At 56.6% G+C, this 22,935-nt stretch carries 18 protein-coding genes; 8 read left to right on the forward strand and 10 right to left on the reverse strand.

Annotation, left to right across the window (positions count from 1 at the left end; genetic code table 11):
- Positions 1-86 precede the first annotated feature (86 nt).
- The gene (locus AMUC_RS05870) at positions 87-1,085 is read left to right on the forward strand and encodes an ROK family protein (RefSeq protein WP_012420135.1); all 999 of its coding nucleotides are present in this window, start codon (positions 87-89) and stop codon (positions 1,083-1,085) included.
- Between the two features lie 58 nt (positions 1,086-1,143).
- Entirely contained in the window at positions 1,144-3,069 is a 1,926-nt protein-coding gene (locus AMUC_RS05875) for a heavy metal translocating P-type ATPase (RefSeq protein WP_012420136.1), read from the forward strand.
- Between the two features lie 165 nt (positions 3,070-3,234).
- Here AMUC_RS05875 and rho read toward each other — a convergent pair whose 3' ends face one another.
- The 7 genes from rho to mul2A all read right to left on the reverse strand — a co-directional run bounded on the left by rho (position 3,235) and on the right by mul2A (position 12,780).
- Positions 3,235-4,659 carry a transcription termination factor Rho gene (gene rho, locus AMUC_RS05880; RefSeq protein WP_012420137.1) on the reverse strand — a complete coding sequence of 475 codons (1,425 nt, stop codon included), beginning with the start codon at positions 4,657-4,659 and terminating at the stop codon, positions 3,235-3,237.
- A complete protein-coding gene (gene coaE, locus AMUC_RS11975; protein WP_012420138.1) occupies positions 4,652-5,257 on the reverse strand; it encodes a dephospho-CoA kinase in 606 nt (201 codons plus the stop codon). The genes rho and coaE overlap by 8 nt, the downstream gene beginning before the upstream one ends.
- A gap of 94 nt (positions 5,258-5,351) precedes the next feature.
- Complete coding sequence (locus tag AMUC_RS05890; protein ID WP_012420139.1) at positions 5,352-8,075, reverse strand: Amuc_1098 family type IV pilus outer membrane protein; 2,724 nt, start codon at positions 8,073-8,075, stop codon at positions 5,352-5,354.
- Positions 8,076-8,146: 71 nt separating this feature from the next.
- Complete coding sequence (locus AMUC_RS05895) at positions 8,147-9,160, reverse strand: Amuc_1099 family pilus-like system protein (RefSeq protein WP_012420140.1); 1,014 nt, start codon at positions 9,158-9,160, stop codon at positions 8,147-8,149.
- 35 nt (positions 9,161-9,195) lie between these two features.
- Entirely contained in the window at positions 9,196-10,149 is a 954-nt protein-coding gene (locus AMUC_RS12805; protein WP_012420141.1) for an Amuc_1100 family pilus-like protein, read from the reverse strand.
- Positions 10,150-10,178: 29 nt separating this feature from the next.
- Positions 10,179-12,017 (reverse strand): Amuc_1101 family PilM-like pilus complex protein, encoded by a 1,839-nt coding sequence (gene mul2B, locus AMUC_RS05905; RefSeq protein ID WP_081429135.1) that lies wholly within the window; start codon positions 12,015-12,017, stop codon positions 10,179-10,181.
- 46 nt (positions 12,018-12,063) lie between these two features.
- The gene (gene mul2A / locus AMUC_RS05910) at positions 12,064-12,780 is read right to left on the reverse strand and encodes an Amuc_1102 family pilus-like protein (RefSeq protein ID WP_012420143.1); all 717 of its coding nucleotides are present in this window, start codon (positions 12,778-12,780) and stop codon (positions 12,064-12,066) included.
- A 194-nt stretch (positions 12,781-12,974) separates the two neighbouring features.
- Here mul2A and AMUC_RS05915 point away from each other — a divergent pair, with 194 nt between their 5' ends.
- On the forward strand, positions 12,975-14,054 hold the full coding sequence (locus tag AMUC_RS05915; RefSeq protein WP_012420144.1) for a M42 family metallopeptidase: 1,080 nt from the start codon (positions 12,975-12,977) through the stop codon (positions 14,052-14,054).
- Between the two features lie 11 nt (positions 14,055-14,065).
- Positions 14,066-15,124, forward strand: a complete 1,059-nt coding sequence (gene lgt / locus AMUC_RS11980; protein ID WP_012420145.1) for a prolipoprotein diacylglyceryl transferase — start codon at positions 14,066-14,068, stop codon at positions 15,122-15,124.
- Here lgt and AMUC_RS05925 read toward each other — a convergent pair.
- Entirely contained in the window at positions 15,121-15,780 is a 660-nt protein-coding gene (locus tag AMUC_RS05925; RefSeq protein ID WP_012420146.1) for a DUF3313 domain-containing protein, read from the reverse strand. The two genes, lgt and AMUC_RS05925, sit on opposite strands and share 4 nt — an antisense overlap.
- Before the next feature lie 351 nt (positions 15,781-16,131).
- Here AMUC_RS05925 and AMUC_RS05930 point away from each other — a divergent pair, with 351 nt between their 5' ends.
- The 3 genes from AMUC_RS05930 (at position 16,132) to AMUC_RS13120 (ending at position 18,503) form a co-directional block, all read left to right on the forward strand.
- Positions 16,132-17,415, forward strand: a complete 1,284-nt coding sequence (locus AMUC_RS05930; RefSeq protein WP_012420147.1) for an aminopeptidase P N-terminal domain-containing protein — start codon at positions 16,132-16,134, stop codon at positions 17,413-17,415.
- Between the two features lie 65 nt (positions 17,416-17,480).
- A complete protein-coding gene (hisG, locus tag AMUC_RS05935; protein ID WP_012420148.1) occupies positions 17,481-18,356 on the forward strand; it encodes an ATP phosphoribosyltransferase in 876 nt (291 codons plus the stop codon).
- Between the two features lie 42 nt (positions 18,357-18,398).
- Complete coding sequence (locus tag AMUC_RS13120; RefSeq protein ID WP_012420149.1) at positions 18,399-18,503, forward strand: hypothetical protein; 105 nt, start codon at positions 18,399-18,401, stop codon at positions 18,501-18,503.
- A gap of 582 nt (positions 18,504-19,085) precedes the next feature.
- On the opposite strand, the gene AMUC_RS11985 is transcribed toward AMUC_RS13120, so the two are convergent.
- Together AMUC_RS11985 and AMUC_RS05955 are read right to left on the reverse strand one after the other, a co-directional pair.
- Positions 19,086-20,315 carry a sensor histidine kinase gene (locus AMUC_RS11985; RefSeq protein WP_012420150.1) on the reverse strand — a complete coding sequence of 410 codons (1,230 nt, stop codon included), beginning with the start codon at positions 20,313-20,315 and terminating at the stop codon, positions 19,086-19,088.
- Positions 20,316-20,327: 12 nt separating this feature from the next.
- The gene (locus tag AMUC_RS05955) at positions 20,328-21,032 is read right to left on the reverse strand and encodes a response regulator transcription factor (protein ID WP_012420151.1); all 705 of its coding nucleotides are present in this window, start codon (positions 21,030-21,032) and stop codon (positions 20,328-20,330) included.
- 216 nt (positions 21,033-21,248) lie between these two features.
- On the opposite strand from AMUC_RS05955, the gene ilvD reads away from it, so the two are divergent.
- Positions 21,249-22,925 (forward strand): dihydroxy-acid dehydratase, encoded by a 1,677-nt coding sequence (ilvD, locus tag AMUC_RS05960; protein WP_012420152.1) that lies wholly within the window; start codon positions 21,249-21,251, stop codon positions 22,923-22,925.
- Positions 22,926-22,935 lie beyond the last annotated feature (10 nt).

The raw sequence follows: 22,935 nt of genomic DNA on the forward strand, positions 1-22,935 counted from the left end.
CGGTAAGTGCGCCATGCCGCGGAAAGGGGTGGGGATGAATGCGTTTTTACGTTGATTCCGGAGAATGGGTGGCATAAGTATGGACTATGAGCTTTTCAGAACCCTGTGCCTTGGCCGTTGATTTCGGCGGCACGAGCATCAAAATGGGCGTAACGGCGGGGGATCGTATTCTGGCGACGGCCGACCGCATCCCTACTGCCATGTTCGAAAGCCCGCAGGCAATCATTGATGCCATGATTGCGTCCGCCCGCACCCTGCGCGGACAATTCCCCTCCGCCTGTGTGATGGGCATGGGAATGCCGGGATGGTGTGATTACCAGCGGGGAGTGCTTTACCAGCTTACCAATGTGAGGGTCTGGGATAGGGAAATTCCGGTGAAAGAGATGATGGAGCAGGCCCTGGGCCTCCCCGTCGTGCTGGATAATGACGCCAACTGCATGGCTTATGCGGAATGGAAGCTTGGCGCCGGGCGCGGCATGTCCAGCCTGGTGTGCCTGACGATGGGAACGGGGATAGGCGGGGGAATCGTGGTGCATGACCGCATGCTGCGGGGAAGGCGGCTTTCCGCTGCGGAACTGGGCCAGACCAGCATTCATTACCAGGGGAAAACGGGACCGTTCGGCAGCCGGGGAGCCATTGAGGAATACATCGGCAACAACGAACTGGCGGCGGAGGCGGTTAAACGGTATGCCGGGGCGGGAATCATCAAGACGGTGGATGAATGCACGCCCAGGCATCTGGACGAGGCTGCCCGGTCCGGATGTCCTATAGCCCTTCAATTATGGGAAGATACGGCGGAAATGCTGGGCTGCCTGATCATGAACCTGATGTATACGCTGGTGCCGGACGCCTTCATCATCGGGGGCGGTGTGGCCAAGGCAGGGGATTTGTTGATGAAGCCGCTGCTGGAGAACCTCAGGAAACAGTTGTTTCCTCTCCTGATGGAGGATTTGAAAATTCTGCCTGCCAGATTTGGAGCGGAGGCGGGGTTGCTGGGAGCGGGAGCCATGGCGATGGATGAATTCATGGGGCTGGGGATTTTGGAACGGTTTAAGAACCAGAAATCAACGCAGACTTTTTGTTAGTTTGGGCTAATATAGGGCTTGCCATGCCGGAGAGGCAGGCGTACAAGCGGAACAGGTCATGAGCACGGAACATTCCCACGAACATTTTCCGGAAGGTGCTTCCTGTTGTTCCGGAAGCTGCGGTTCTGGAAGCTGTTGCTGCTCCGGAGACGCCATCGGGCCTGTTCCCGCCGTGCTGGGCATTGCCCTGTTCATCAGTGCGCTGGCGGCGGGCGGCGATTCCCTGGCCGGTATGGCCGCCTACGTGGGCTCCTACCTGCTGATAGGCTGGGATGTACTGAAGGCCGCCTTTCTGGGGATGATGCGCGGCCGCGCCATCAATGAAAATTTTCTGATGAGTATTGCTTCCCTGGGGGCGATGTTCCTGGGGGATTATTCCGAGGCGGTGGGGGTGATGCTGTTCTACCGCGTGGGAGAGTACCTTCAGGAACGTGCGGTGGGCAGCTCCCGCCGGTCCGTAAGCGAACTGATGAGTCTGAGGCCTGAGGCCGTCCATGTGAAAAAAGCCGGAGCCGTAGATGACGTTCCTCCTTCCGAGGTTCTGCCCGGCTCCCTGATTGAAGTGCGCCCCGGCGAACGCGTTCCGTTGGACGGTGTGGTAACGGGAGGCTGCTCCGTGCTGGATACCTCCGCCATGACCGGGGAATCCCTGCCGGTGGAAGCCGGATCCGGAAGCTCCGTGCTGGCGGGGTACATCAACGGGCAGGGTGTGCTGGAAGTGTGTACGGAGCGGGACTGGCGGCATTCCGCCCTGGCGCGGGTCCAGGAACTGGTGGAAGCCGCATCAGGCCGCAAATCCCCTCTGGAGGGGAGGCTGTCCTCATTTTCCCGCATTTATACGCCGCTGGTGATTTCCATAGCCGCTCTGGTATTTTTGCTTTATCCCCTTGTGACGGGCGGAAGCTGGGCGGACGGTCTGTTCCGCGCCCTGGTCCTGCTGGTGATTTCCTGCCCCTGCGCGCTGGTGCTGTCCATCCCGCTGGGCTTTTTTGCCGGAATAGGGAGAGCGGCGCGGCAGGGGATTTTGCTGAAAGGGAGCAACTATCTGGATGCCCTGCGGAAGGTGAAGACGGTGGTGTTTGACAAAACCGGAACCTTGACGGAAGGCGTTTTTTCCGTGGATGAAGTGCTTCCCCGTGACGGCGTTTCCCCGGAGGAACTGCTGTACTGGGCGGCCCATGCGGAACTCTCCGCCTCCCATCCGCTGGGGCGTTCCATTGTGAAGGCATATGAAGGGACTCTGTTTCCGGACCGCGTGGCGGAACTGGTGGAGGTGACGGGCGGCGGCGTTTCAGCCCGCGTGGAAGGGAGACCGGTTCTGGTGGGGAAAAAGTCTTTTCTTCAAGAGGCCGGCGTAAGGACGGAGGAGGGAGAAGACCGTGGCGTGACCGTTTATGCGGCGTTGGACGGCATACTTCTGGGATGCCTCCGCCTGTCTGACCGCGTCAAGCCGGGAGCGGAGCGTGCGGTGCGGAAATTGAGGGAACTGGGCGTTTCCAACCTGGTCATGCTGACGGGGGATTCTTCTTCCGCCGGAACGGAAGTGGGGCTTAAGCTGGGGATGGACGGGGTATTCTGCGGGCTGATGCCTGCCGGCAAGCTGGAGCATGTGCGCCGGCTGAAACCTGAAACGGGGCTGCTTGCCTTTGTGGGGGACGGTATGAATGACGCCCCTTCCCTCGCTGCTGCCGACATCGGAATTGCCATGGGCGGCGTAGGGTCCGATACGGCTCTTCAGGCGGCTGACGTAGTGGTGATGAAGGGAGATCCTTTGGCTGTTCCGCTGGGGATGATGCTTTCCCAAGCCACAGAGCGCATCATTGTGCAGAACATCGTTCTTATTTTGGGCGTCAAAATTCTGGTCATGGTGCTGGGTATTCTGGGGCTGGCTGGGATGTGGGCCGCCGTGATGGCGGATGTGGGCGTCTGCCTGCTTGCGGTGGGCAACTCCATGCGTATTTTCCGGGTGAAGCTGGACATGTGACGAAAGGGAACTCTCTTCCTCCCCCTGTTTATGGGAGGATGCCCCCATCCCGATATCCGGATGCTGCCGCGGAATCTTGGAACAGCGGAAGATATCCTGATAAAAAAGCCTCCGTTCCGGCGGGCGGAACGGAGGACGGGGGAAAAACAGGCCGGGCAGAAAATCTTACCGCAGCCCCGTCAGCAGAAGTTCCGCGTTATTCTGTGTCTTGGAGATATTTTGCAGGAGAGTCTGAAGGCCTTCCCAGCCCGGTTTCATGGCGAGCTGGCGGCGCAATTGCATGATTTTGACGAATTCCTGTTCGTTATACAGCCTGTCGTCATTGCGGGTGCCGCTCTGGGAAAGGGAAATGGCCGGATAAATGCGCCGTTCGGAAAGTTCCCGGTCCAGGCGGATTTCCAGATTGCCCGTTCCCTTGAATTCTTCAAAAATCACTTCGTCCATTCTTGATTCCGTGTCTACCAGGCATGTGGCGATGATGGTCAGGCTGCCTCCTTCTTCCACATTGCGCGCCGCGGAAAAGAATTTGCGCGGTTTTTCCAATGCATTGGACCCCAGGCCGCCGGACATGATGCGTCCTCCCGTCTGGTTGGCATTGTAGCCGCGGGCCAGCCTGGTGAGGGAATCCAGCAGGATGACGACGTCTCTGCCCATTTCCACCAGGCGTTTGGCCCGTTCGATAACCAGATCGGAAACCTGGGCATGGCGCCGGGAAGGTTCGTCAAAAGTGGAGGCGAATACCGGAGCATCCACGGTTTCTTCAAAATCCGTTACTTCCTCCGGACGTTCGTCCAGCAACAGCACAATCAGTTCCACTTCCGGATAATTGGCCCTGATGGAACGGGCGATTGTTTTCAGAAGAACGGTTTTTCCTCCGCGCGGGGGGGCCACAATCAGGCCGCGCTGCCCTTTGCCGAAGGGCGTCATGAGGTCCAGCACGCGCATGGCGGCGGAATTGACCCCCTTGTTTTCCAGAAGGAGGCGTTCCTTGGGGAAGAGGGGGGTGAGGCGTTCAAAATCGCTGCGCGCCCGGTAGTCTTCCGCAGGGATGTCCTCCACGCTGATGACGGAGGCTGCAGAAAGGTACTTGTCATGAGGCCGCAATTTGCGCAGCCTGACCTTGATCTGCTGGCCTACGCGGAGATGCAGGGGTTTGATGAGATTGCCGCCCAGATAAATATCATCCGGAGAGGTGCGGAAACTTTTCACCGGATCCCTCAGCATGGCGTAATTATCCTTGGCTTGTTCCATGACCCCGGAAACTACGACTTCATGGCCCTTTGCCAGAAGCTGTTTCCCCAATTCAAAAACCAGCTGGGACTTGGTGAGGGAGGCCGCGTTCCGGATGGGCAGCCCTTCCGCCATTTCCTGAAGATCGTTCAGGGGGCGTTTCCGCAGTTCATTGATGTCAATCTGCTCCAGAACAGGGGCTGCTTCCTCCTCCTCCCGGACTGCGTTTCCTCTATTTTCCTCCGGAGCGGCAGCCGGCTGTTCCCCGGCGGTTTCTTCCGGCGCGGGCAGGGGCTTGGGGAGGGTTTCCTGCGGAATATCTCCGGCGGGGGAAGGGGTGTTGTCGAGTTCTTCAGTCATGAAAAAAATGTTGGTAAAGTCTTTGGGTTTGCTGGCGGAGCAGGTCCGGGGGGCCTTCATTCCAGATGACGAAGTCGGCCGCAGCCACTTTTTCCATGATAGGCCGCTGGGCCGCCAGAATGGCTTCAATCATATCCTCCCGGAATCCATTCCTGATAGCCAGGCGGGTTTTCTGCGTTCCCCTGGAAACAGCCACCACGCACACGGCATCTTGGCAATAGCGCGCCGAAGTTTCAAAAAACAGGGGCACGTCAATGACAAACCCGTCCACCTCCGTATTCTGACGCGCCGCCAGCATTTGCGCAAGACATTCTTGATGCAGCAGGGGGTGAATGATCCCTTCCAGCGTTCTGCGGCTTTCCGGATTCCGGAAAACAAGCTCCCGCAGAAAATGCCTGTCAGCCTTTCCGGAGGAGTCTACGCTGGCTGGGCCGAAGACGCTGGAGAGGGGGGCTTTCAGCGTACCGCCATCCAGCAATCTGCCCGCCTCCGCATCACAGTCAAACAGGCGCAGGCGCGCGCCTCCCGCCTCCATCAGCAGACGGATGAATGTAGATTTCCCGGTGGCTATTCCTCCGGTAACAATCAGGGTTTTCATGGGGGGAAGGGAAAGTAAGGCGCTTCTGGGATATAAAGAGCGGGTGAAAGGGTTACCCTTTCACCCGCTCCAATATGGACGTTATGCACGCAGCCTACATGGGAGGCAGCAGGCCTTCGGAGGCGGGAAGGGCGCTTTCCGGAGCGGCCGCAGTGGGAAGGGCATTGCCGCGTACGGGCTGGCCCGTGGCGTCAATGATCTGTCCCGTTACGAAGATCATCAGATTCTTCTTGATGTGGTTGTCGGAGTTGCTGCGGAAGAAGCGGCCGATGAGAGGCAGGTCACCGAAGATCGGCACTTTGTCTTCCACCGTCTGCACGTTTTCCGTGATCAAACCACCGATTGCCACGGTATGGCCGTCGTAGATGAACAGGGACGTTTCAACGGACCTCTTGGAGAAGATCGGCTGCTCGATGCGGTTTTCCGTCAGCGTCAGGGACATCGGCTTGCCGTCGGAACCAACGCCGGTGGACTGGATCGGGCTGCCGTAGTTCACGAAGCCTTCAAATTCCACGATGCTGGGCTTGAAGTTCAGGTCGATGATGTACTTGTTGTCGCCAATGGTAGGCACCACTTCCAGAGTTACGCCGACGGGCTTCATTTCAAACACGCCGGGGGTGGCGGGAGTGACGGGGAAGCTGGATATCTGGGGCTGGATCTGATTGCCCAGCAGGCCGTCCACGATGTTACCGTTGTTCCCATAACCGTAACCGTTGTTATAGCCGCTGTTGCCTACGGAGTTGGGGAGTTCCGGCGGTTCGTATTCGGTGGGATACCAGAATTCGCGGATGATTTCAATCTTGGCGGTTTCACCGGACTTGGCGGTCACGCTGGGGGCGGTGAGGACGTCAGAGCCTTTTTTCTGGGACAGGCCGCGCATCAGCATCTGGAAGGAGCCTTCGTCATAAATGCCCGTCAGGGACATGATGCCGGGAGCGGCGTTTTTCTGGGAGGCTTCAGAGCGGTTGGTGCTGTTCAGCAGATTGTCCACGGAGTTCTTGGTGATGGCGTAGTCACCCGTGCGGTTGCCGCCGGTAACGAGGCCGTTGATGGTGTCGCTGCCGCTGTTTACAGGCCAGCCGGTCACGCCGCCGGGAGACTGGGTAAAGCTGTCGGAAGTGGAACCGGTGCCGTAGTTCGTGCCGCCGCCCAGGAAGGTGCTGCGGTCATTGCTTACGGAGAACGGGGTGACAATCCAGTCAAAGCCGAGTTCTTCCGTGTTTTCCTGGGTTACTTCCACGAACTTGGTCATGATGCGCACCTGCTGGGATTCGCCGCGGGTGTTTTCAATGAGCTGTTCGATCAGGTCCAGGTTGCCGGAAGTGTTGCGGACGACCAGGGAGGAATTGCCGTTGACAAGGAATGCCGTGGCGCCTTCCGGGAAGCTGATGCCGCTCTTTTGCAGCAGGCTGCGGATGGAGGGCATGGGCTTAAGGCCGGAGGAGCTTTCGCCACCGCCGCCAAAGGGGTCGTCACTGACTTCGCCGCCGCCGTCGCCGACGGTGGTGCGGAGAGCGGACTGGAAGCCCGGGGGCACGGAGAAGGTGCGCTGGTACAGATCCACGTCATTGCCGCCGGCAGGAAGGATGGTCACTGCATAGTCTTCCACCTTCTGGCGCAGGCCGGCATTGCTGCAGATGAAACGGAGCACTTCCAGCATGGGAACATTAGTCAGCTTCAACTGGCCGATTTTGCGGGTGCGGATGCTTTCCTGCGGGGCTGCTGCCGGAGCAGCTTCCGTGACTTCCGCAGTTTCTTCGCCAAAGCCGTCTTCATCAGTTGCGGGAACGGCGGGGGCGACGGCAGCGGGCTGGGAATCATTGATGACAAAGTTGATGCCGCGTTCACCGTTCGGGCCTACCGTGCGGTCCAGTTCAATGGACTTTTTGCGCAGATAGTCAATGGCGTCTTCCACGGTGGTGTCTTCAAAAGAGACGGAGGGGATGATGATGCTCTTGAGCTTCATCAGATTGGCCGTGGCGCCGTTGATGTCCGTGATCGGTGCGTTGTCAGTGCCGTCGGCTCCGGTCGGGACTTCCATCGGGATGGGGCGTTCCCACATCTTGTCCACTTCCGCCAGCATGGTGCTGCGGGTTTCGTCGTAAGCGGCTGCATAGTAAGCCATTCTGCGGCGGTTGACCGTTTCCTGTCCGCGGCGGGCCGCCACGTTGTACGGGTCGATGGAGAGAACCTTGTTGAATTCGGCGATGGCTTTGTCGTAGTCGCCGAGGTCATAGTAACCATAGGCCATGTGAAGGAGGGTGTTCACCTTTTCCACGTTTTTCACGTGTTCGGGGGTGAGCGCCGGATTCGTGCGAATCGGGTCCTTCATGTATTCGAGCGTTTGCTTGGCAAGCTTGGCGCTCCGGGGATTGAGCTTGATGGCATCCTGCAGAAGCTTGTCGGCTTCGTCATAGCGCCCCACTTTGATGTATTCCTGAGCAACGGCGATGCTGGCGTCGCCAATATGGTTGGCGATAGCTTCCTTGCGCTGGTCGTTGATCGGCGCGGAAGGCAGCATGTTGTAAGCGGCGTTGTATTTGTCCAGGGCTTCCTTGTACTTGCCTTCGCGGTACAGGTTGCGGCCTTCCGCAAGGAGCTGCATGGCTTCCTGGGTTTGCGCTTCGCGGCGGGCCATGGCTGTGCGCGCTGCACTGGACTGGTATTGGTAACTGCCCGGTCCGGCGTAGGACGATCCCAAGGCACTGGAGGTTCCGACGGCGCCGCCATCACCAGCCTGCGCAAACGGGCAGGAGGCAGCAATGGCCATCAGCGCGATCAGGGAACGCTTCGGTTGATAAAGTGGTGCGTGGTCCATAGTTAGGTTCTTCTTTTTACATGTTTTTCGGATTTGTGAAGCTTTTTTTTCAGAAAAGTTTAAATCCGGCTCTATTTTTTCTTGCTCAGTGTTGTTTGTTCTCCAGTGGTTTTGTTGGCAATGGTTACGGTCTGTGTAGCATTATCAACGGTTTTCAGCGTGTAGATTTGTTTGGCGTCTCCCGGAATCCGGAAGTCGGAACCTTCCTCTACTTCAAAGCTGGTATCCCGTTCGGGGCCGGCCGTGATAGTAAGGTTTACTTTCTTATCAATGATTGGAATGACGTATTTTGTTCCGCGCCTGATGGTGTAGGTTTGTCCGTTTTTGGTCGGCTTCAAATCCTTGACGACGGCTTCCTCGTCCGTTTCCACCATGTCCAGGCTGGGATTCTTGAATTCCTTTTTGACAACGCTGACAAGTTCGAATCTGGGCTCGTCTTTTGTATTCTTACGGGTACCGAACTTGCCGTTGGTCTGGACGATGTTTTTCCAGATTTCCTGTTTGGCGCGGTTCATGCCCTTAAAGGTAAAGTCATTGCCATCCGCCTGGGTGAAAGCCAGGTAGAAGCCGAACTGCTTGATTTCGTCGACAAAAAGTTTGCTGACCAGGGGAGGATGGCTGTTGGGGTCGTTGGGATGGGTTTTGGCCGCATATTCCTCCTGCACCGTAAATCCATCGTTGTCCGGGTCCCGGGTCAGGACGTCCGAGTAAACGAATTCATTTTCCAGTCCGTTGTCCAGGAACCATTTGTTCGGGATGTTGCCGTGGATAGGCGGACCGGAGATGATGTCAAAGGGTTCCATTCCCCCCTCCTTAATCCAGAGATTGGGGGCGACGAAGCCCACATACTTCTGTGTTTCCTGGGCAATCGGCTTGAGTTCGTGGGAGGCGGAAAGCTCCTGGCCTACTTCTGCGGCTTTCTTGATGCCGGGAGGCGGTTCGATGGCTTTTTCAGAAACCTGCGTGGTGAATTTGTATTTGTCATTCAGTCCCAGAAAGGTCAGCGTACCATAGGCGGCCACTCCCAGGCCCAGGACGATTCCGGATGCCAACAGGATTTTGTCGTAATTTTGTTTTTCAGACATGTTGAAAGTATTTGCTGCGGTTGGTGTTGCCTTGGTTAATCTTCAGACGGTTCCTGAGCCTTGGGCTGGTTGAAGTGGACCAGATTCAGGGAGACCTGGACAAAGACCTGCTCCTTGCCCATGTAAGGCTTGATGACTTGCTGGATGGCCGGGGCTGCAGGTGCAGCCGCCTCATCCGCCGGAGTCAGGGAAGCCGCACCCGTGGCGGGTTGGGCCGCGGCAGGTTTGGCGGCTGCCGGATTGGCGATGGGAGGGGGCATCATCCGTTCGTTGCGGATACGGATGGAGTTGACCGTGAACAGATAGTCCTGCATGCCGGTTATGGCGTTCATGGCTTTCAATACACTTTCCCGGTCGCCCTGGAAGGCTATTTCCAGAGGCATGGGAGTCCATGGGGCCTGGTCGGCTTCGTCCGATTCTTCCGGATTGTTCGCCGGGGTTTCAATGGGGAGCTGGGGGCGGTACACCTTGATGAATTTGGACAGGCCGCATTCCGCCAGTTTGTTGACCAGGCTGTTGATGGCTTTCAATTCAAAACCCAGCGTGGAGGCCGCCTGAACAGAGGGAGCCTGGGTGCTGTAAACCTGGAAACCGAGCCAGGAGGATGTGTCCGTTATGAGAATGTTCTTTTTCTTGCAGGAGGAGATCAGGGAATCCCTGAATGTTTTCAGTTCATTCTGGAATGCCGTGGGCGTGGTGGGGACCAGCGCGGAGGAGGCAAGGAAGGGCTTGTAGGCCGTTTCCAGGCTGCCCACGGCCTTGGCATAGCGGTTCAGTTCTTTTTCCAGCTCTTCGTTGGATGATCGGCTCGGAGTGATTTCCGCAGCATTGGCGGACTTGATTTCCTTGGCGGCGATGCTGATTTTTTTGTCCAGTTCACTGCGTTTGGAATTGACGATGTACCCTGTCGCGGATAACCCCAGGAATAAGAGAAGTCCCACGCCCGCGACCATGGCGGCGGGCTTGTTGTCTGTAATCCAATTGCTCATAAAATATGTCTTGTTCGGGTTGGGTAATCTTATTTGTTAAAGTTCACGGGAATGGGCGTTTTTAACGGAAGCACCAGCTTGAAGGGTACAAAGGCCCCTGCCGCCGCGTCCACCTTGGCGTCCTTGGCTCCCAGTTCCATGATCTGGCGGGCTTCCAGTTTGACGTCTCCGGGCTTGAAAGTGAACAGGGATTCCTTGTTCCCGTCTATTTTTGCCTGGAGGTCCTGGATGATTCTCTGGCCGCCCAGGCTGCGCCGGACGAATCCGGTCAGGCGGATGGCGTTGACGCTGTAAACGCCCGCTTCATCCTCGCTGGATGCGTTGGCGGAGGCCTCCGTCCTGATGTCATCCACCAGGGATGTATTTTTGTCCGATGTGAAGGAATCCTTGATGACGGAATATCCCGTAATTTGGGTGGTATCCTCCGGATTGAAGTGGGCCAGCGGTTCAAAATCCGTAAACCAGTAGGGATAATCCTTGTGTTCCGACTGTTCCAGCAGGTGCCTGATGATGTCCGCGTAGCCGTAGCGCTGAAGCGTGAGCTGCTGGTAGGAAGCCAGGGTGGAGTCCAGTTTTTTCAGCTCCTGTTCTTTCTGGCGCAGGGCGGATTGTGCCGATTTGATGGAAGTAACGGTGGGCTGGACGCCGGCGAGGATTTCCTCCGCCTTTTTCTCGCCCATATATCCTGTGACGGCATAAGCTGCGGCACCAAGAACGGCAATGGCTGCCCCGGCGATGATGGCGGGCATTTTTTTCTGGTTGGCCCGCTTTTTGGCAACTGCGGTGGGTTCCAGGTCAATATTGAGGGAGGCCCTGCCGATGGAGTGAATGGCGGTGCCGATCAATCCGCCCAGGATGAAGGCTTCGCGGGAGATGGTGTTCACGTCCACGCCGGAGCCCACGCCCACGTTGTGCATGGGGTTGAAGAAGGAGATCGGAATGCCCAGTTTATCTTCCAGGAATTCCTTGGTATAGGGCAGGGAAGCTCCGCCGCCGCACAGGTATGCCTTGACGGGAGCGCTTCCGCTCATCTGGGCGCGGTAATGGTTGGTGGTCCGCTGGATTTCTGAGGCAAGCCTGGTCATGGCCGTACGGATGACGGTAGCCAGATTGGCCGTGGCGGGATCCAGCCCTTCCGTTTGCCCGTTGCTCATGGAAACGAGCCCGCTGGTGGTTTTCAAGCGTTCCGCTTCCAGGAAGGGAATATTGAATTCACGGGCGATAGCGGAGGTTACGAAGATTCCCCCCGCGGAAATGCTGCGGGTGAAGAAACGTCCCTGTTCGCTGTAAATCAAATCCGTGGATTTGGCGCCGATGTCGATGAGCATGACCGGTTCTTTCTCATCCGGATAACTGTCCACATACGCATTGTACAGAGAGGTAAGCGCGCAGTCCACTTTGCCGGTGGAAAGGCCGTGGGAGACGATTTCATCATTCAGGGAGTCCAGGTCTTCCGCCTTGATGGCAACCAGGATGGCTTCCCGTTCCAGACCTTTGGCGGGAAGCAGATGGTAGTCCCACACGACTTCGTCCAGCGGGAAGGGGACGTGCTGCTGGGCTTCAAAGCGGATGAGCTGTTCCACATCGGTATCGTCCAGAGCCGGAAGCTTGACGAAGCGGATGAAAACGGATTGTCCGGAAACGGAATAGTTGACGACGCTTCCTTTGACGTTGAGTTCCTGGACGAGGTCGGCGATGGCTTCCCCTATTTTCGTCAGGCGCAAACCTTCTGCTGACGGGTCCAGCACTACGAGGCGCGTAGCATAGCGGTCCAGGATAAGGGCGTCTTTGGAAGTCTTGGAAAAGACGCCCATTGAAACTCTCTGGGAACCTACGTTTAATGCGACGATTGGTCGTGAATTAGCCATGGGTGATTTCTGTTAAATAAGATGAAATGATAGAATTAATGGAACGTTATTCGCCGTCCGCCGGAGGTTCCACAGGAGTACCGAACGGGGCGGGGACGGAACTGGAAGCCGCCTGCTGGCTGTTGGGCCTCATAATTTCCGGATAACGGTCGTACCAGAACACGGAGAAAGGAGTTTCATCCTTGTTCAGCAGGGGGTAATAAGAGGTCTCCACGATGCTGGGGGACTGGATGGTCCACCATTTTTCCATTTTGCCGCGTTCGGAGGAATAAGTGGCGACAATCTTGCCGTTGTATTCCACCACTACGCCCTGGTACTTCACCCATTTTCCTCTTCCTCCTTCCACACCGGTAATGCGCTTGACGGAGGACGGGGAGAGATACACGGAAGCGTACGTGTTTTCTCCTACCGGAACATTGACGTATTTGACTTCCTTATACAGTTTCAGATACTGGCGGGAGCGGTCCGGATTGACTACCGCGATGTAGAATTTGAACGTCAGGGCATCAATATAGCCGGATTTGGGGGTGGGAGCGGCTTCCACCTTGAAGGGAATTTCAAAATCCGCCCATTTCTTCGGTTTCGGCAGCGGCCGGGGATCGTCCTGCGTCAGGACGTTGGGGGACTGGCGCATATACAGGGACAGCTTTTCCAGGGAGACCCGCACCTGCATTCTGGGATTGCTGGTGGTCTGCGCCGATGCCGCAGGGACGAAAAGCACCGCAGCCAGCATGGCCGTGATAGTGTTAAGGATGGATTTCATAGCACAATTCAATTCCCTGATTAGTTACACCAAAAACCGAACTGTGGCTAGCAAAAATCTCTTGTTTCTTTCCATGTAGCGTGTGTGGAGCATGACACGGCTCCGCCCGACGGTTCTGCCCGGGCGGTCAAGAAAAAAACATGCGGCATGGCTGCGGGCTTGACCTGGCAGAGGTGTTTCCACATGCTCGGCCCATGGCGATTGATTCTGATCTGCTGAAGAAGTTTTCAGAGGCCCACGGTATTTCGGGGCATGAGGATGAAGTGAGAAGCCTGGTGGCTCAGGAACTTGAAGGATATGGGGAATTTTCTTCCGATGGTTCCGGCAGCCTGTTCTGCACCGGCGGCGAGGCCGGCCCCCGCGTGATGCTGGCCGCCCACATGGATGAAATAGGCTTTCTGGTGCAGAATATAGCGTCGAACGGTTTCCTTCAGTTGGTGGGGATAGGCGGCTGGTGGCCGCATACCCTGTTAAGCCAGCGTGTCTTGGTAAAAACCCGCTCGGGCCGCGGCATCCGGGGGGTGATTGGTTCCAAGCCTCCCCATTTTCTGCCGGAAAGCCAGCGCAACAGTGTCATGAGCATGGAAGCCCTGTTTGTGGACGTGGGCGCTGAAAGCGCGGAACAGGTGAAGAATGAATTCGGTATTCACCTGGGGGATCCCGTGGTGCCGGACGTGAGATTCTCCCCGTTGGAAAATCCGTTCCGGGTCATGGGGAAAGCCTTTGACAACCGCGCCGGTCTTTCTGTGATGATAGAGGCATTCAAGAAATTATGCCGGGAAGGGCATCCCAACACCCTGATTGCCGCCGCGACGGTTCAGGAGGAGGTGGGCACGCGGGGCGCCAGGACGGCCGGCGTCGCCATGCAACCGGATTGCGTGATTGTTCTGGAAGGGCCGCCGGCAGACGACACCCCCGGGTTTGCCGTGACGGATTCCCAAGGGGCCTTGGGCGGAGGCGTGCAGATCAGGCTGTTTGACCCCACGGCCATCACCAATCCCCGGCTGGCCGCCCTGGCCGAAAAAACGGCTTTGGATGCGGGCATCCCATTCCAGTTGACGGTGCGCCGTTCCGGCGGAACGGATGCGGCGGCCCTGCATCTTTCCGGAAAGGGTGTTCCCACTATTGTGCTGGGAATTCCCACCCGGTACATTCATGCCCATAACGGCGTGCTGGATCTGCGGGACTACCGCGCCGCGGTGGAATTGACGGTGGCTCTGGCCCGTTCCCTGGACCAGGAGGCCGTGGAAGCCCTTACCCACTACCTGCCCTGAAAGAAACGCTCATGAATCCGACCGTTTACGTACATGATCTGGACCCTGTCATCTGGCAGATAACGGACTCAATTGCCCTGCGCTGGTATGGCCTGGCCTATTTAATGGGCTTCATCGGCGGGTATTATCTGCTTTCCTGGCTTTCCCGCCGGAAGCTGTATCCTGTCCCCCAGGACAGGATGGCGGATTTTGTTACTTATGTGGCTATTTTTGGTGTTTTGATCGGCGGAAGGCTGGGATATGTGCTCTTTTACCAGATTCCCAATCACGGCTGGTCCCAGTTTCTGGCGGATCCGCTCATGGTCCTGAGGGTGTGGGAAGGGGGCATGGCCAGCCACGGGGGAATGATTGGAGTGGGGCTGTACACATTTTATTATGCGTGGAAGCACCGCGTCAAGTGGGTGGCGCTTCTGGACGGCCTGGCCATTGTAGCTCCCGTTGGGCTGTTTTTCGGGCGCATGGCCAATTTTATCAACGGGGAACTGTATGGGCGCGTTGTCCCGCTCGGCTCTTCCCAGGGAATGATTTTTCCGGCGGAGCTTTCCCAGAATCCGGACTTGTTCGTGCGGGTGGCTTCCCGTATTTATGAAACGCCCGGATTGTTGGACAAACTGTCCCTTTCCGGCATAGCCGTGCCGGAACGAATGACTGCCGCCTGGGTGACCGACCGGGTGAGGGATACGCCCGCCATCAGGGAAATCGTGGGGCGGATGATGCAGGATCATGCACGCTACCCCTCCCAGCTGTATGAAGCGTTTGCGGAAGGTGTGTTTCTTTTTGCCGTGCTGTGGTTTGTACGGGTAAGGTTCCCCCGTGCGTGGAACGGCTTGTTCTGCGGTATTTTTGCCGTTCTTTATGCTGCGGGCAGAATTATTTGCGAAGAGTACCGGGAGCCGGATTCCCCCTTCTCCATGGGATTAACCCGCGGGCAGTTCCTCTCCGTTTTCCTCGTGCTGGTGGGCGCCGCTTTCTTTGTATATGCCTTCAAGACCAGGCAGACGGTTCAGGAATGCGCTTTCTATGAACCTGAAAAGAAAGACGGGAATGAATCGTCCGGAAAGGCCGTTTAAAACGGGTCCAGGTCAAATTCCCCTGTTTTGGGAATACTGCTGGCGGGACCAGCCTTGAAAATATCTGCAATGCAGCTGGAAAAAAGCCGCAAATTCCGTTGGTCGAAGGCAAAACGTTCAAATTCCTTTACGGAAAACAGGGTGATGGGATCCGTGTTGTAAGCTTTGAATTCCATGATGCCGGCGTCCGTATTCGTATTTGACAGGCGTCCCTCAATGCCTACGTCCCCGCTCATGAAGCGCCCCAGGATCAGGGAAGTTCCCGGAAGGGGGGAGACCAGGGAAACAAGATCGGACATGATGTTGCCGCCCACGTCCGTAGGCTTCAGCTTGACTATGGCGAGGCTGAGAGTTACAGATCCCGGAACGGGGCGGTCAACCAACTGCCATTTCATCCTCCCGCCTGTCTGTCTGGATTTGTTTTCCAACACGTTGCGGATGTCTTTCTGCAGCCCGGCCCTGAATTGTGCCGCCAGGGACGGGGATTCCTTGGGGAATCTGGCTTTGATATAGTCAATATTGACGGGGGCTACATATACTTTCAGCCTTGGAGAATTCCAGACGGCCTGTTCCGAGGGATTATACCAGACGCCTCCAAAACAGCTCTGCCTGGAGTCCGCGTGAAGGGGATGGGTAATTAAAGGGGAAACGGGCATTGTCCGGGAACTGGAACAGGAAAAAACCAAACCTGTTCCCAGCGCCAGGAATAGCCGTGGAATAGCGCCGTGCATGCAGAATAAGACGGTATCCGCCCGGGTGGTGTTCGAGTCATGACCCGATTGGCGCCAGGGGGGGGCCGGAGGGGGTGGCTCCGGAAATTCCGGGGCGGTTTTGTGCCTCCTAACGGACGGGTGGCGGGCCGGCAGGGAATGGGCGAATGGCATAAGAATAGCCGGAGCGGGGAAACGGCACGGTCAGAAGAACTCCGGACGACAAGGAAACGCGCAAGGTTGCCCCGTGTCCGGATGCATGATTGACAAGCCGGAAAAGCGGGGCATGCTGTTGATATGAGATACGAGCCGCTTCCTTCTTCCTTTTTTGCCGGCAACCGTGAAGAACTTGCTTCCCGCCTGCCTGCCGGCAGTATGCTGATTCTGCACGCCAACGACGTATTTCCTACGAATGCGGACGGCACTTTTGCCCTGCATCAGAATGCCAACCTCTTTTATCTTACGGGAGTTGACCAGGAAGAAACCGTCCTGGTCATGACCATCCGGGAGGACGGCTGGGATGAGATCCTGCTGTTGCGTGAGACAAATGAACAGATTGCCATCTGGGAAGGCGCCCGGCTCTCGCAGGAACAGGCGAGAGAGCTGAGCGGCATCCAGGACGTGCGCTGGACCGATGAATATGATGCGCTGCTGGAGGCCCTGGTGCCGTCCGCATCCATGGTCTTTGTGGAAGCCAACCAGCATCCGCGATGCACATGCCCGGTGGAAACGCGCAATGCCCGCATGACCAAGGAGCTGAAGGAAAAATTCCCGGACGCTGTTTTGAAGAATGTCTATGAAATCTTGGCGGACATGCGGCAAATCAAAAAGCCGGAAGAAATCAAGGCTCTCAAAAAAGCCTGCGACATCACCAATGAAGGCTTCCGGGAATTGCTCCGGTTCATCAGGCCGGGGGTGGGCGAATGGCAGATTGAGGGATTCCTGGCCAACGAATTCATCAGCCGCGGTCCGCGCAAATTCTCCTTCCTACCCATCATCGCTTCCGGAAAGGATACCTGTGTGCTGCATTATATCCAAAACGACAAACGGTGCGAAGACGGCGATCTGGTGCTTATGGACATAGGCACGGAATACGGGAATTACAACTCCGACATGACCCGCACCGTTCCCGTGAACGGAAAATTCACTCCCCGCCAGCGCGCTGTGTATGAAAGCGTGCTGAATATGATGACCTACGCCAAAAAGATTCTGAAACCCGGAATCCTGAAATCGGAGTACGAACGCCTGGTGCGCGTTTTTGCCGCCGGGGAACTCGTCAAGCTGGGGCTGATCACACCCGCGCAGGTGGCGGAAAAACCGTCCGATCCTCCCATTGTCCGGAAATATTACATGCACGGGTGTTCCCACTTCCTGGGGCTGGATGTGCACGATGTGGGCGAAGCCAACCCCGTTGTGTTGCCGGGCATGGTTTTCACCGTGGAACCGGGCATCTATATTGCGGAAGAAGGCATAGGCATCCGTTTGGAAAACGACGTCCTGATCGGGGAAACAGAAAACATCGACCTGTTGGGAGACGTGCCTTTGCTGCCTGATGACATTGAACGGCTCATGGCCCGGTAAAATGGGCCGGATACGGTTCTGAACTTGACAATGGGGCCCGTGTGGGTTTTCATTCCCGTCCCATCATGTCGAAGAAACTCAAAATAGCTCTTCCCAAAGGCAGTTTGCAGGATTCCACCGTGGAATTGTTCCGCAAGGCCGGCTACAATGTGTATGTGTCCAGCCGCGGATACCGCCCGACCTGCGACGACGACGATCTGGAGCTCTTCCTGATCCGTGCCCAGGAAATAGGCCGTTATGTCAATGACGGTTTCATCGACTGCGGCATTACCGGGCGCGACTGGATTTATGAAAACAGGGCGGACGTGGAAGTGCTGACGGATCTTCAATACTCCAAGGCTACCTCCAAGCCTACCCGCTGGGTGCTGGTAGTCCCGGAAAATTCCCCCATTACCTGTGCGGAAGACCTTCAGGGCAAGCGCATCGCCACGGAAGGCGTGGGCATCACGGAACGCTGGCTTCAGGAAAAGGGTATTGAAGCCCACGTGGAATTCTCCTGGGGAGCTACGGAAGTGAAGGTGCCGGAACTGGTGGACGCCATTGTGGACATCACGGAAACGGGAAGCTCCATCAAGGCCAACAAGCTCCGTATCGTGGACACCCTGATGACCTCCTATCCCCAGTTTATCGCGAACCGGGAAACCATGCAGGACGAGTGGAAAAAACAGAAGCTGGAACGCCTGGTCATGATGCTCAAGGGCGCTCTGGAAGCGCGCCGGAAAGTGGGTCTGAAAATGAACCTTCCTGCTGCTTCCCTGAACGGCCTGGTAGAGGCCCTTCCGTCTCTGCGCCGTCCCACTATTTCCCATTTGGCGGAAGAAGGCTGGCTGGCCGTGGAAACGGTCATTGACGAATCCGTTGTGAGGGATATCATTCCCCAGCTCAAGGCCCTGGGAGCGGAAGGCATCATTGAATACCCGCTTAACAAGCTGGTTTACTAGATTTTTTTCTCACCACAGTAAAACAACAAACGAACCACAATCATGGGATCGCTCAAAAAACGCCGTAAAGCAAAAATCAACAAGCATAAGCGCAGCAAGCGCATGCGTCAGAACCGTCACAAGAAGCGTTTGCGTTACAAGTCCTAAGGTTTGTGCGCTTCGCTGCTCAAACTGGCAGTCTGTCCGATTTCCGGAAAATTCCGGCGTCCTCCTTATCACGGAAGGACGCCGTTTTTTATATGGACACAGCTTTTGCATCATTCTCATGAATTCATTGATAAAACTTTTTTTATTTTTCACCGCCTCATGACGATGATTTGTAAAAATTGTTTCATGATTTCCTGAAATAAAAAAGTAGTCGATGAGAGGGAGGGACTGGAGGAATTTGGACTGGCTGGAATCATATCAATTTTCCGCATGGAAAAAGACGGCCATGTTTTTAGTTTTTGATTACCTGATATAAACTCGTGCATGGATTTGTGCGTCACGGGAATCGAACAGGTTATATCTATGGAGACGGTTGCTTAAAACAACGTCTGTCTTCCATTTCTGTTCCCTTTTAAGGAAAACCGGAATAATGCTGATGAGCGGAATGGAGCCTGCGCATATTCCATAACGCAGGGGATGAAAAAACAGGCGGATGTCTCGTGGGCCATCCCTCCGGGTTGAAAGGATGCCTTTTTTCCGGTTTTAACGGCAGGCCATGTCAGACTGTTCCGCATCGGCGTTTTACGCCGCCTTTTCTTCCCGGAACCTTTTCAGGGGAATGGTGATGGTAAAAACAGTTTCCCGGTGGGGGATGCTGGAGACGGTGATGGCTCCGTCGTGGGCTTCCACGGCGCGTTTCACAATGGAGAGGCCTAGGCCCGTTCCCTTGATTTCCGAGGAGTGGTGGGTTTCCACCCGGTAAAAGCGGTTGAAGAGGAAGGGGATGCTTTCCACAGGAATGCCCACGCCCGTATCCGTGACGGTGATGACGCAGGCGTCCTGTGTTTTGGCGGCGGCCACAGTAATGGAAAGTCCCGGCTCCGTGTTTTGCTTGAGGGCGTTTTCCACCAAATTGAACAGAATTTGCGTCCAGTAAAAGGGATCTCCATAAAGTTCCCAATCCGTGGGAATGTCCATGTGCAGGACGGCCTGTTTTTTCTCCCGGATGGAATCCAGACGGGAGAAGACGTCGTCCGCGCAGGAGGTGAGGCGGAACCACTGCTCCTTCAGAATCGCCTTGTGGCCTGATTCGAGTTTGGAGATCATGAGCATGTCTTCAATAATGTTCATCAGCCTCTGGCTGTTCTGGTGCATGACTCCGATGAATTTGCGGGCCAGTCCGGGACTTTCCTCCACCAGATCGTCCTCCATCAGGTTTTCCAGATATCCCACGATGATGGTGAGGGGCGTACGCAGCTCGTGGGAGGCGTTTGCCACGAAGTCCCGGCGCATCTGGTTGGTGAGGTAGTTCTGCGTGATGTTGCGCAGCAGGATGCGCTTTTCTCTGATTGGGGCGTCCGTGATGGCGCTGTCCAGATGCCACGCCGTGATGCCGTTTTGCACGCCGCCGGGGGAATTGGCGGCGCTCAGCGTGAATTCCTTGGTGACGGGGCCGTCCGTATCGAATGCTTCCTGAACATGCCCCAGCAATTCCTGGTTGCAGACCAGGGCCCCCACTTTGCGCCCTTCCAGCTTTTCTTCCTGAAAGAGTTCTTTGGCCAGCGTATTAGCCAGCACGATGTGTCCGGATGGACCGATGAGCAGGAAGGCCTCTCCCAGAGCTTCCAGGAAGCGCCGTTTGTCCGCGATGGCCTGTTCCTGCGCTTCTTCCCCGCGCTTCAGCAGGCGCTGAGCGTCCCGCAAGGCTTTTTTCCGGGCTTTCATGGCGGACCGACATACCTGGACCAGATGCCAGTTCAGGTACAGGGAGGCCAGAATAAGGATGGTTAGGATGTAGTCGATGGCCGACATGGAACCGGAGTGTTAAGCCTTTTCCTCCGGGATGCGGCGTCCCGGCAGGGTAAAGCGGTAGCCGATGCTGCGGACGGTTTCAATGCAGTCCGCGTAGGGAGCCAGTTTCTGGCGCAGCCGCTTCATGTGCGTGTCCAGCGTACGGCTCTGGGCCTGGTGGCTGTACCCCCATACGCAACTGAGCAGGTCGTTGCGGTTCAGGGTCTGGCCCTCCCGTTCAACCATATGGATCATGAGCTTGAATTCCGTGGCCGTCAGGTCTACTTCCTCCTTGTCGATATAGAATTTGAGGGCGTTTTTGTCAAAAGTGAAGGGGCCGTATTCCGCAATGACGCTGCCCGGCGTGTGCTCGCACCGTTTCAGCACGCTGGCCACGCGCAGGACAAGTTCCTTGGGGCTGAACGGTTTGGTCACATAGTCGTCCGCTCCCAGTTCCAGCCCCTGGATGCGGTCTTCCGCCTGGGCCTTGGCTGTCAGGAAGATGACGGGAATGTTCTGGGTGCGGCTGTCCCGGCGCAGTTCCCTCAGTACGCCGTGTCCGTCCATGCCCGGCATCATCTGGTCCAGCAGGATCAGTTCCGGCTTGTCCCGGCGCGCCACTTCCAGCGCGGTCAGGCCGTCATAGGCCGCCAGGGGCGTATGGCCCGCACGTTCCAGATTATAAGCCACAAGATCTGAAATGGCGTGGTCGTCTTCAGCGATAAGAATGGTTGCCATGTCTGTTTTTTACGATGAAAGAAAGGGCGGTGTCCCGATATTAGATGTGACGATTCGTTCACATTTCCCCGCCCGGGAGGCGGTTCCGGACAGTTAAAGCCTCTTCTTATGCAAACATACTGTAACGGAAGCGTTTCCGTTTTGCAAGGCTGGCCCAGATTCAACTTCTCTTCCCTGCGTCATGTGATACACTTGCCCCGCAACAGTTGTATTGTTATGCGAAGCGATAGAGTTAAAGCAGGGTTCGAGCGTGCGCCGCACCGCAGTTTGATGCGTGCCACCGGAATGACGGATGAGGATTTAAGCCGTCCTTTCATTGCCATTTGCAATTCTTTTAATGAAGTGATTCCGGGCCATGTCCACCTGAACAGGGTGGCCGCCCTCATCAAGGAGGAGGTACGCAAGGCCGGAGGAACTCCCGTGGAATTCAACCTTCCCGGCGTTTGTGACGGCATTGCCATGGGCCACGGCGGCATGAAGTTTTCCCTGGCCAGCCGTGAGCTGATCGCGGACAGCGTAGAGACGATGCTGAGCGCCCATGCGTTTGATGCTATGATCTGCATCCCTAATTGCGACAAGATTGTTCCCGGCATGATTATGGGCGCCCTGCGCTGCAATATTCCCACTATTTTCTGCAGCGGCGGTCCGATGGCCGCCGGCATGGCGGAGGACGGCACGGTGCTGGACCTGAACAGCGTGTTTGAGGCTGTCGCCCGCTTTAAGGCAGGCAAGATTAATGAGGAGGAACTTCATTCCCTGGAATGCCGCGCCTGCCCCGGCGCCGGTTCCTGCTCCGGCATGTTTACAGCCAATTCCATGAATTGCCTGAGCGAGGTGATCGGCCTGGCCCTTCCCGGCAACGGTTCCCTGCTGGCTACTTCAGAGGAACGAAAGGAGTTCTGGAAGCAGACTGCCCGCCGCGCCGTGGAGATGGCGAAGGCGGACGGCCCCCTGCCGCGAGACATCGTAACCCGTGACGCTATCGACAATGCTTTCACAATTGATATGGCCATGGGCGGCAGTTCCAATACCGTGCTCCATACGCTGGCTATCGCCAGGGAAGCCGGCGTGGAGTATGACCTCCAGCGCATCAATGATATTTCTAGGCGAACCCCGAATATTTGCAAGGTGGCTCCTTCCTCCCGCTTCCACATGCAGGATGTTCTGCGTGCAGGCGGGGTGAGTGCCATCATTCATGAAATTGCCAGAATTCCCGGAGCCCTTCATCTGGACGCCATGACCGTCAGCGGGAAAACGCTGGGTGAAACAGTGGAGGGATGCGGCATTGCGGATGAAACCGTGATTCATCCGTTGGAAAATGCCTATTCCCGTGATGGCGGCCTGGCGATTCTGTTCGGCAATCTGGCTGAGGAGGGCGCTGTGGTGAAAAAGGCGGGTGTGCATCCGAATATGATGAGTTTCCGCGGGCCCGCCGTGATTTTCGAGTCTCAGGAAGAGGCCTGCGAAGGCATCCTTGCCGGGAAGGTGAAATCAGGCGATGTGGTTGTCATACGCAATGAAGGCCCCAAGGGCGGCCCCGGCATGCAGGAAATGCTGGCTCCCACTTCCTATATTATGGGGCAGGGCCTTGGCGCGGAAGTGGCGCTTATTACGGACGGCCGTTTTTCCGGAGCCACGCACGGAGCCTGTATTGGCCATATTTCCCCGGAAGCGGCGGAAGGCGGCCTGATCGGCCTGCTGAGGAACGGGGATATTATTGAGTATTCCATTCCGGACCGCACGCTGAACGTCTGTTTGAGCGAGGAGGAGATCGCACGCCGCCGTGCGGATTGGAAACCTACCTATAACAGGGTTTCCTCCTCCTGGCTGAGCCGTTACCGCCAGCTTGCCACGAATGCCAGCAAGGGGGCAGTCCTCCGGCGCGGGGAATAATAGTTTCCCT

The organism is Akkermansia muciniphila ATCC BAA-835 (assembly GCF_000020225.1).
GTDB classification, from domain to species: domain Bacteria; phylum Verrucomicrobiota; class Verrucomicrobiia; order Verrucomicrobiales; family Akkermansiaceae; genus Akkermansia; species Akkermansia muciniphila.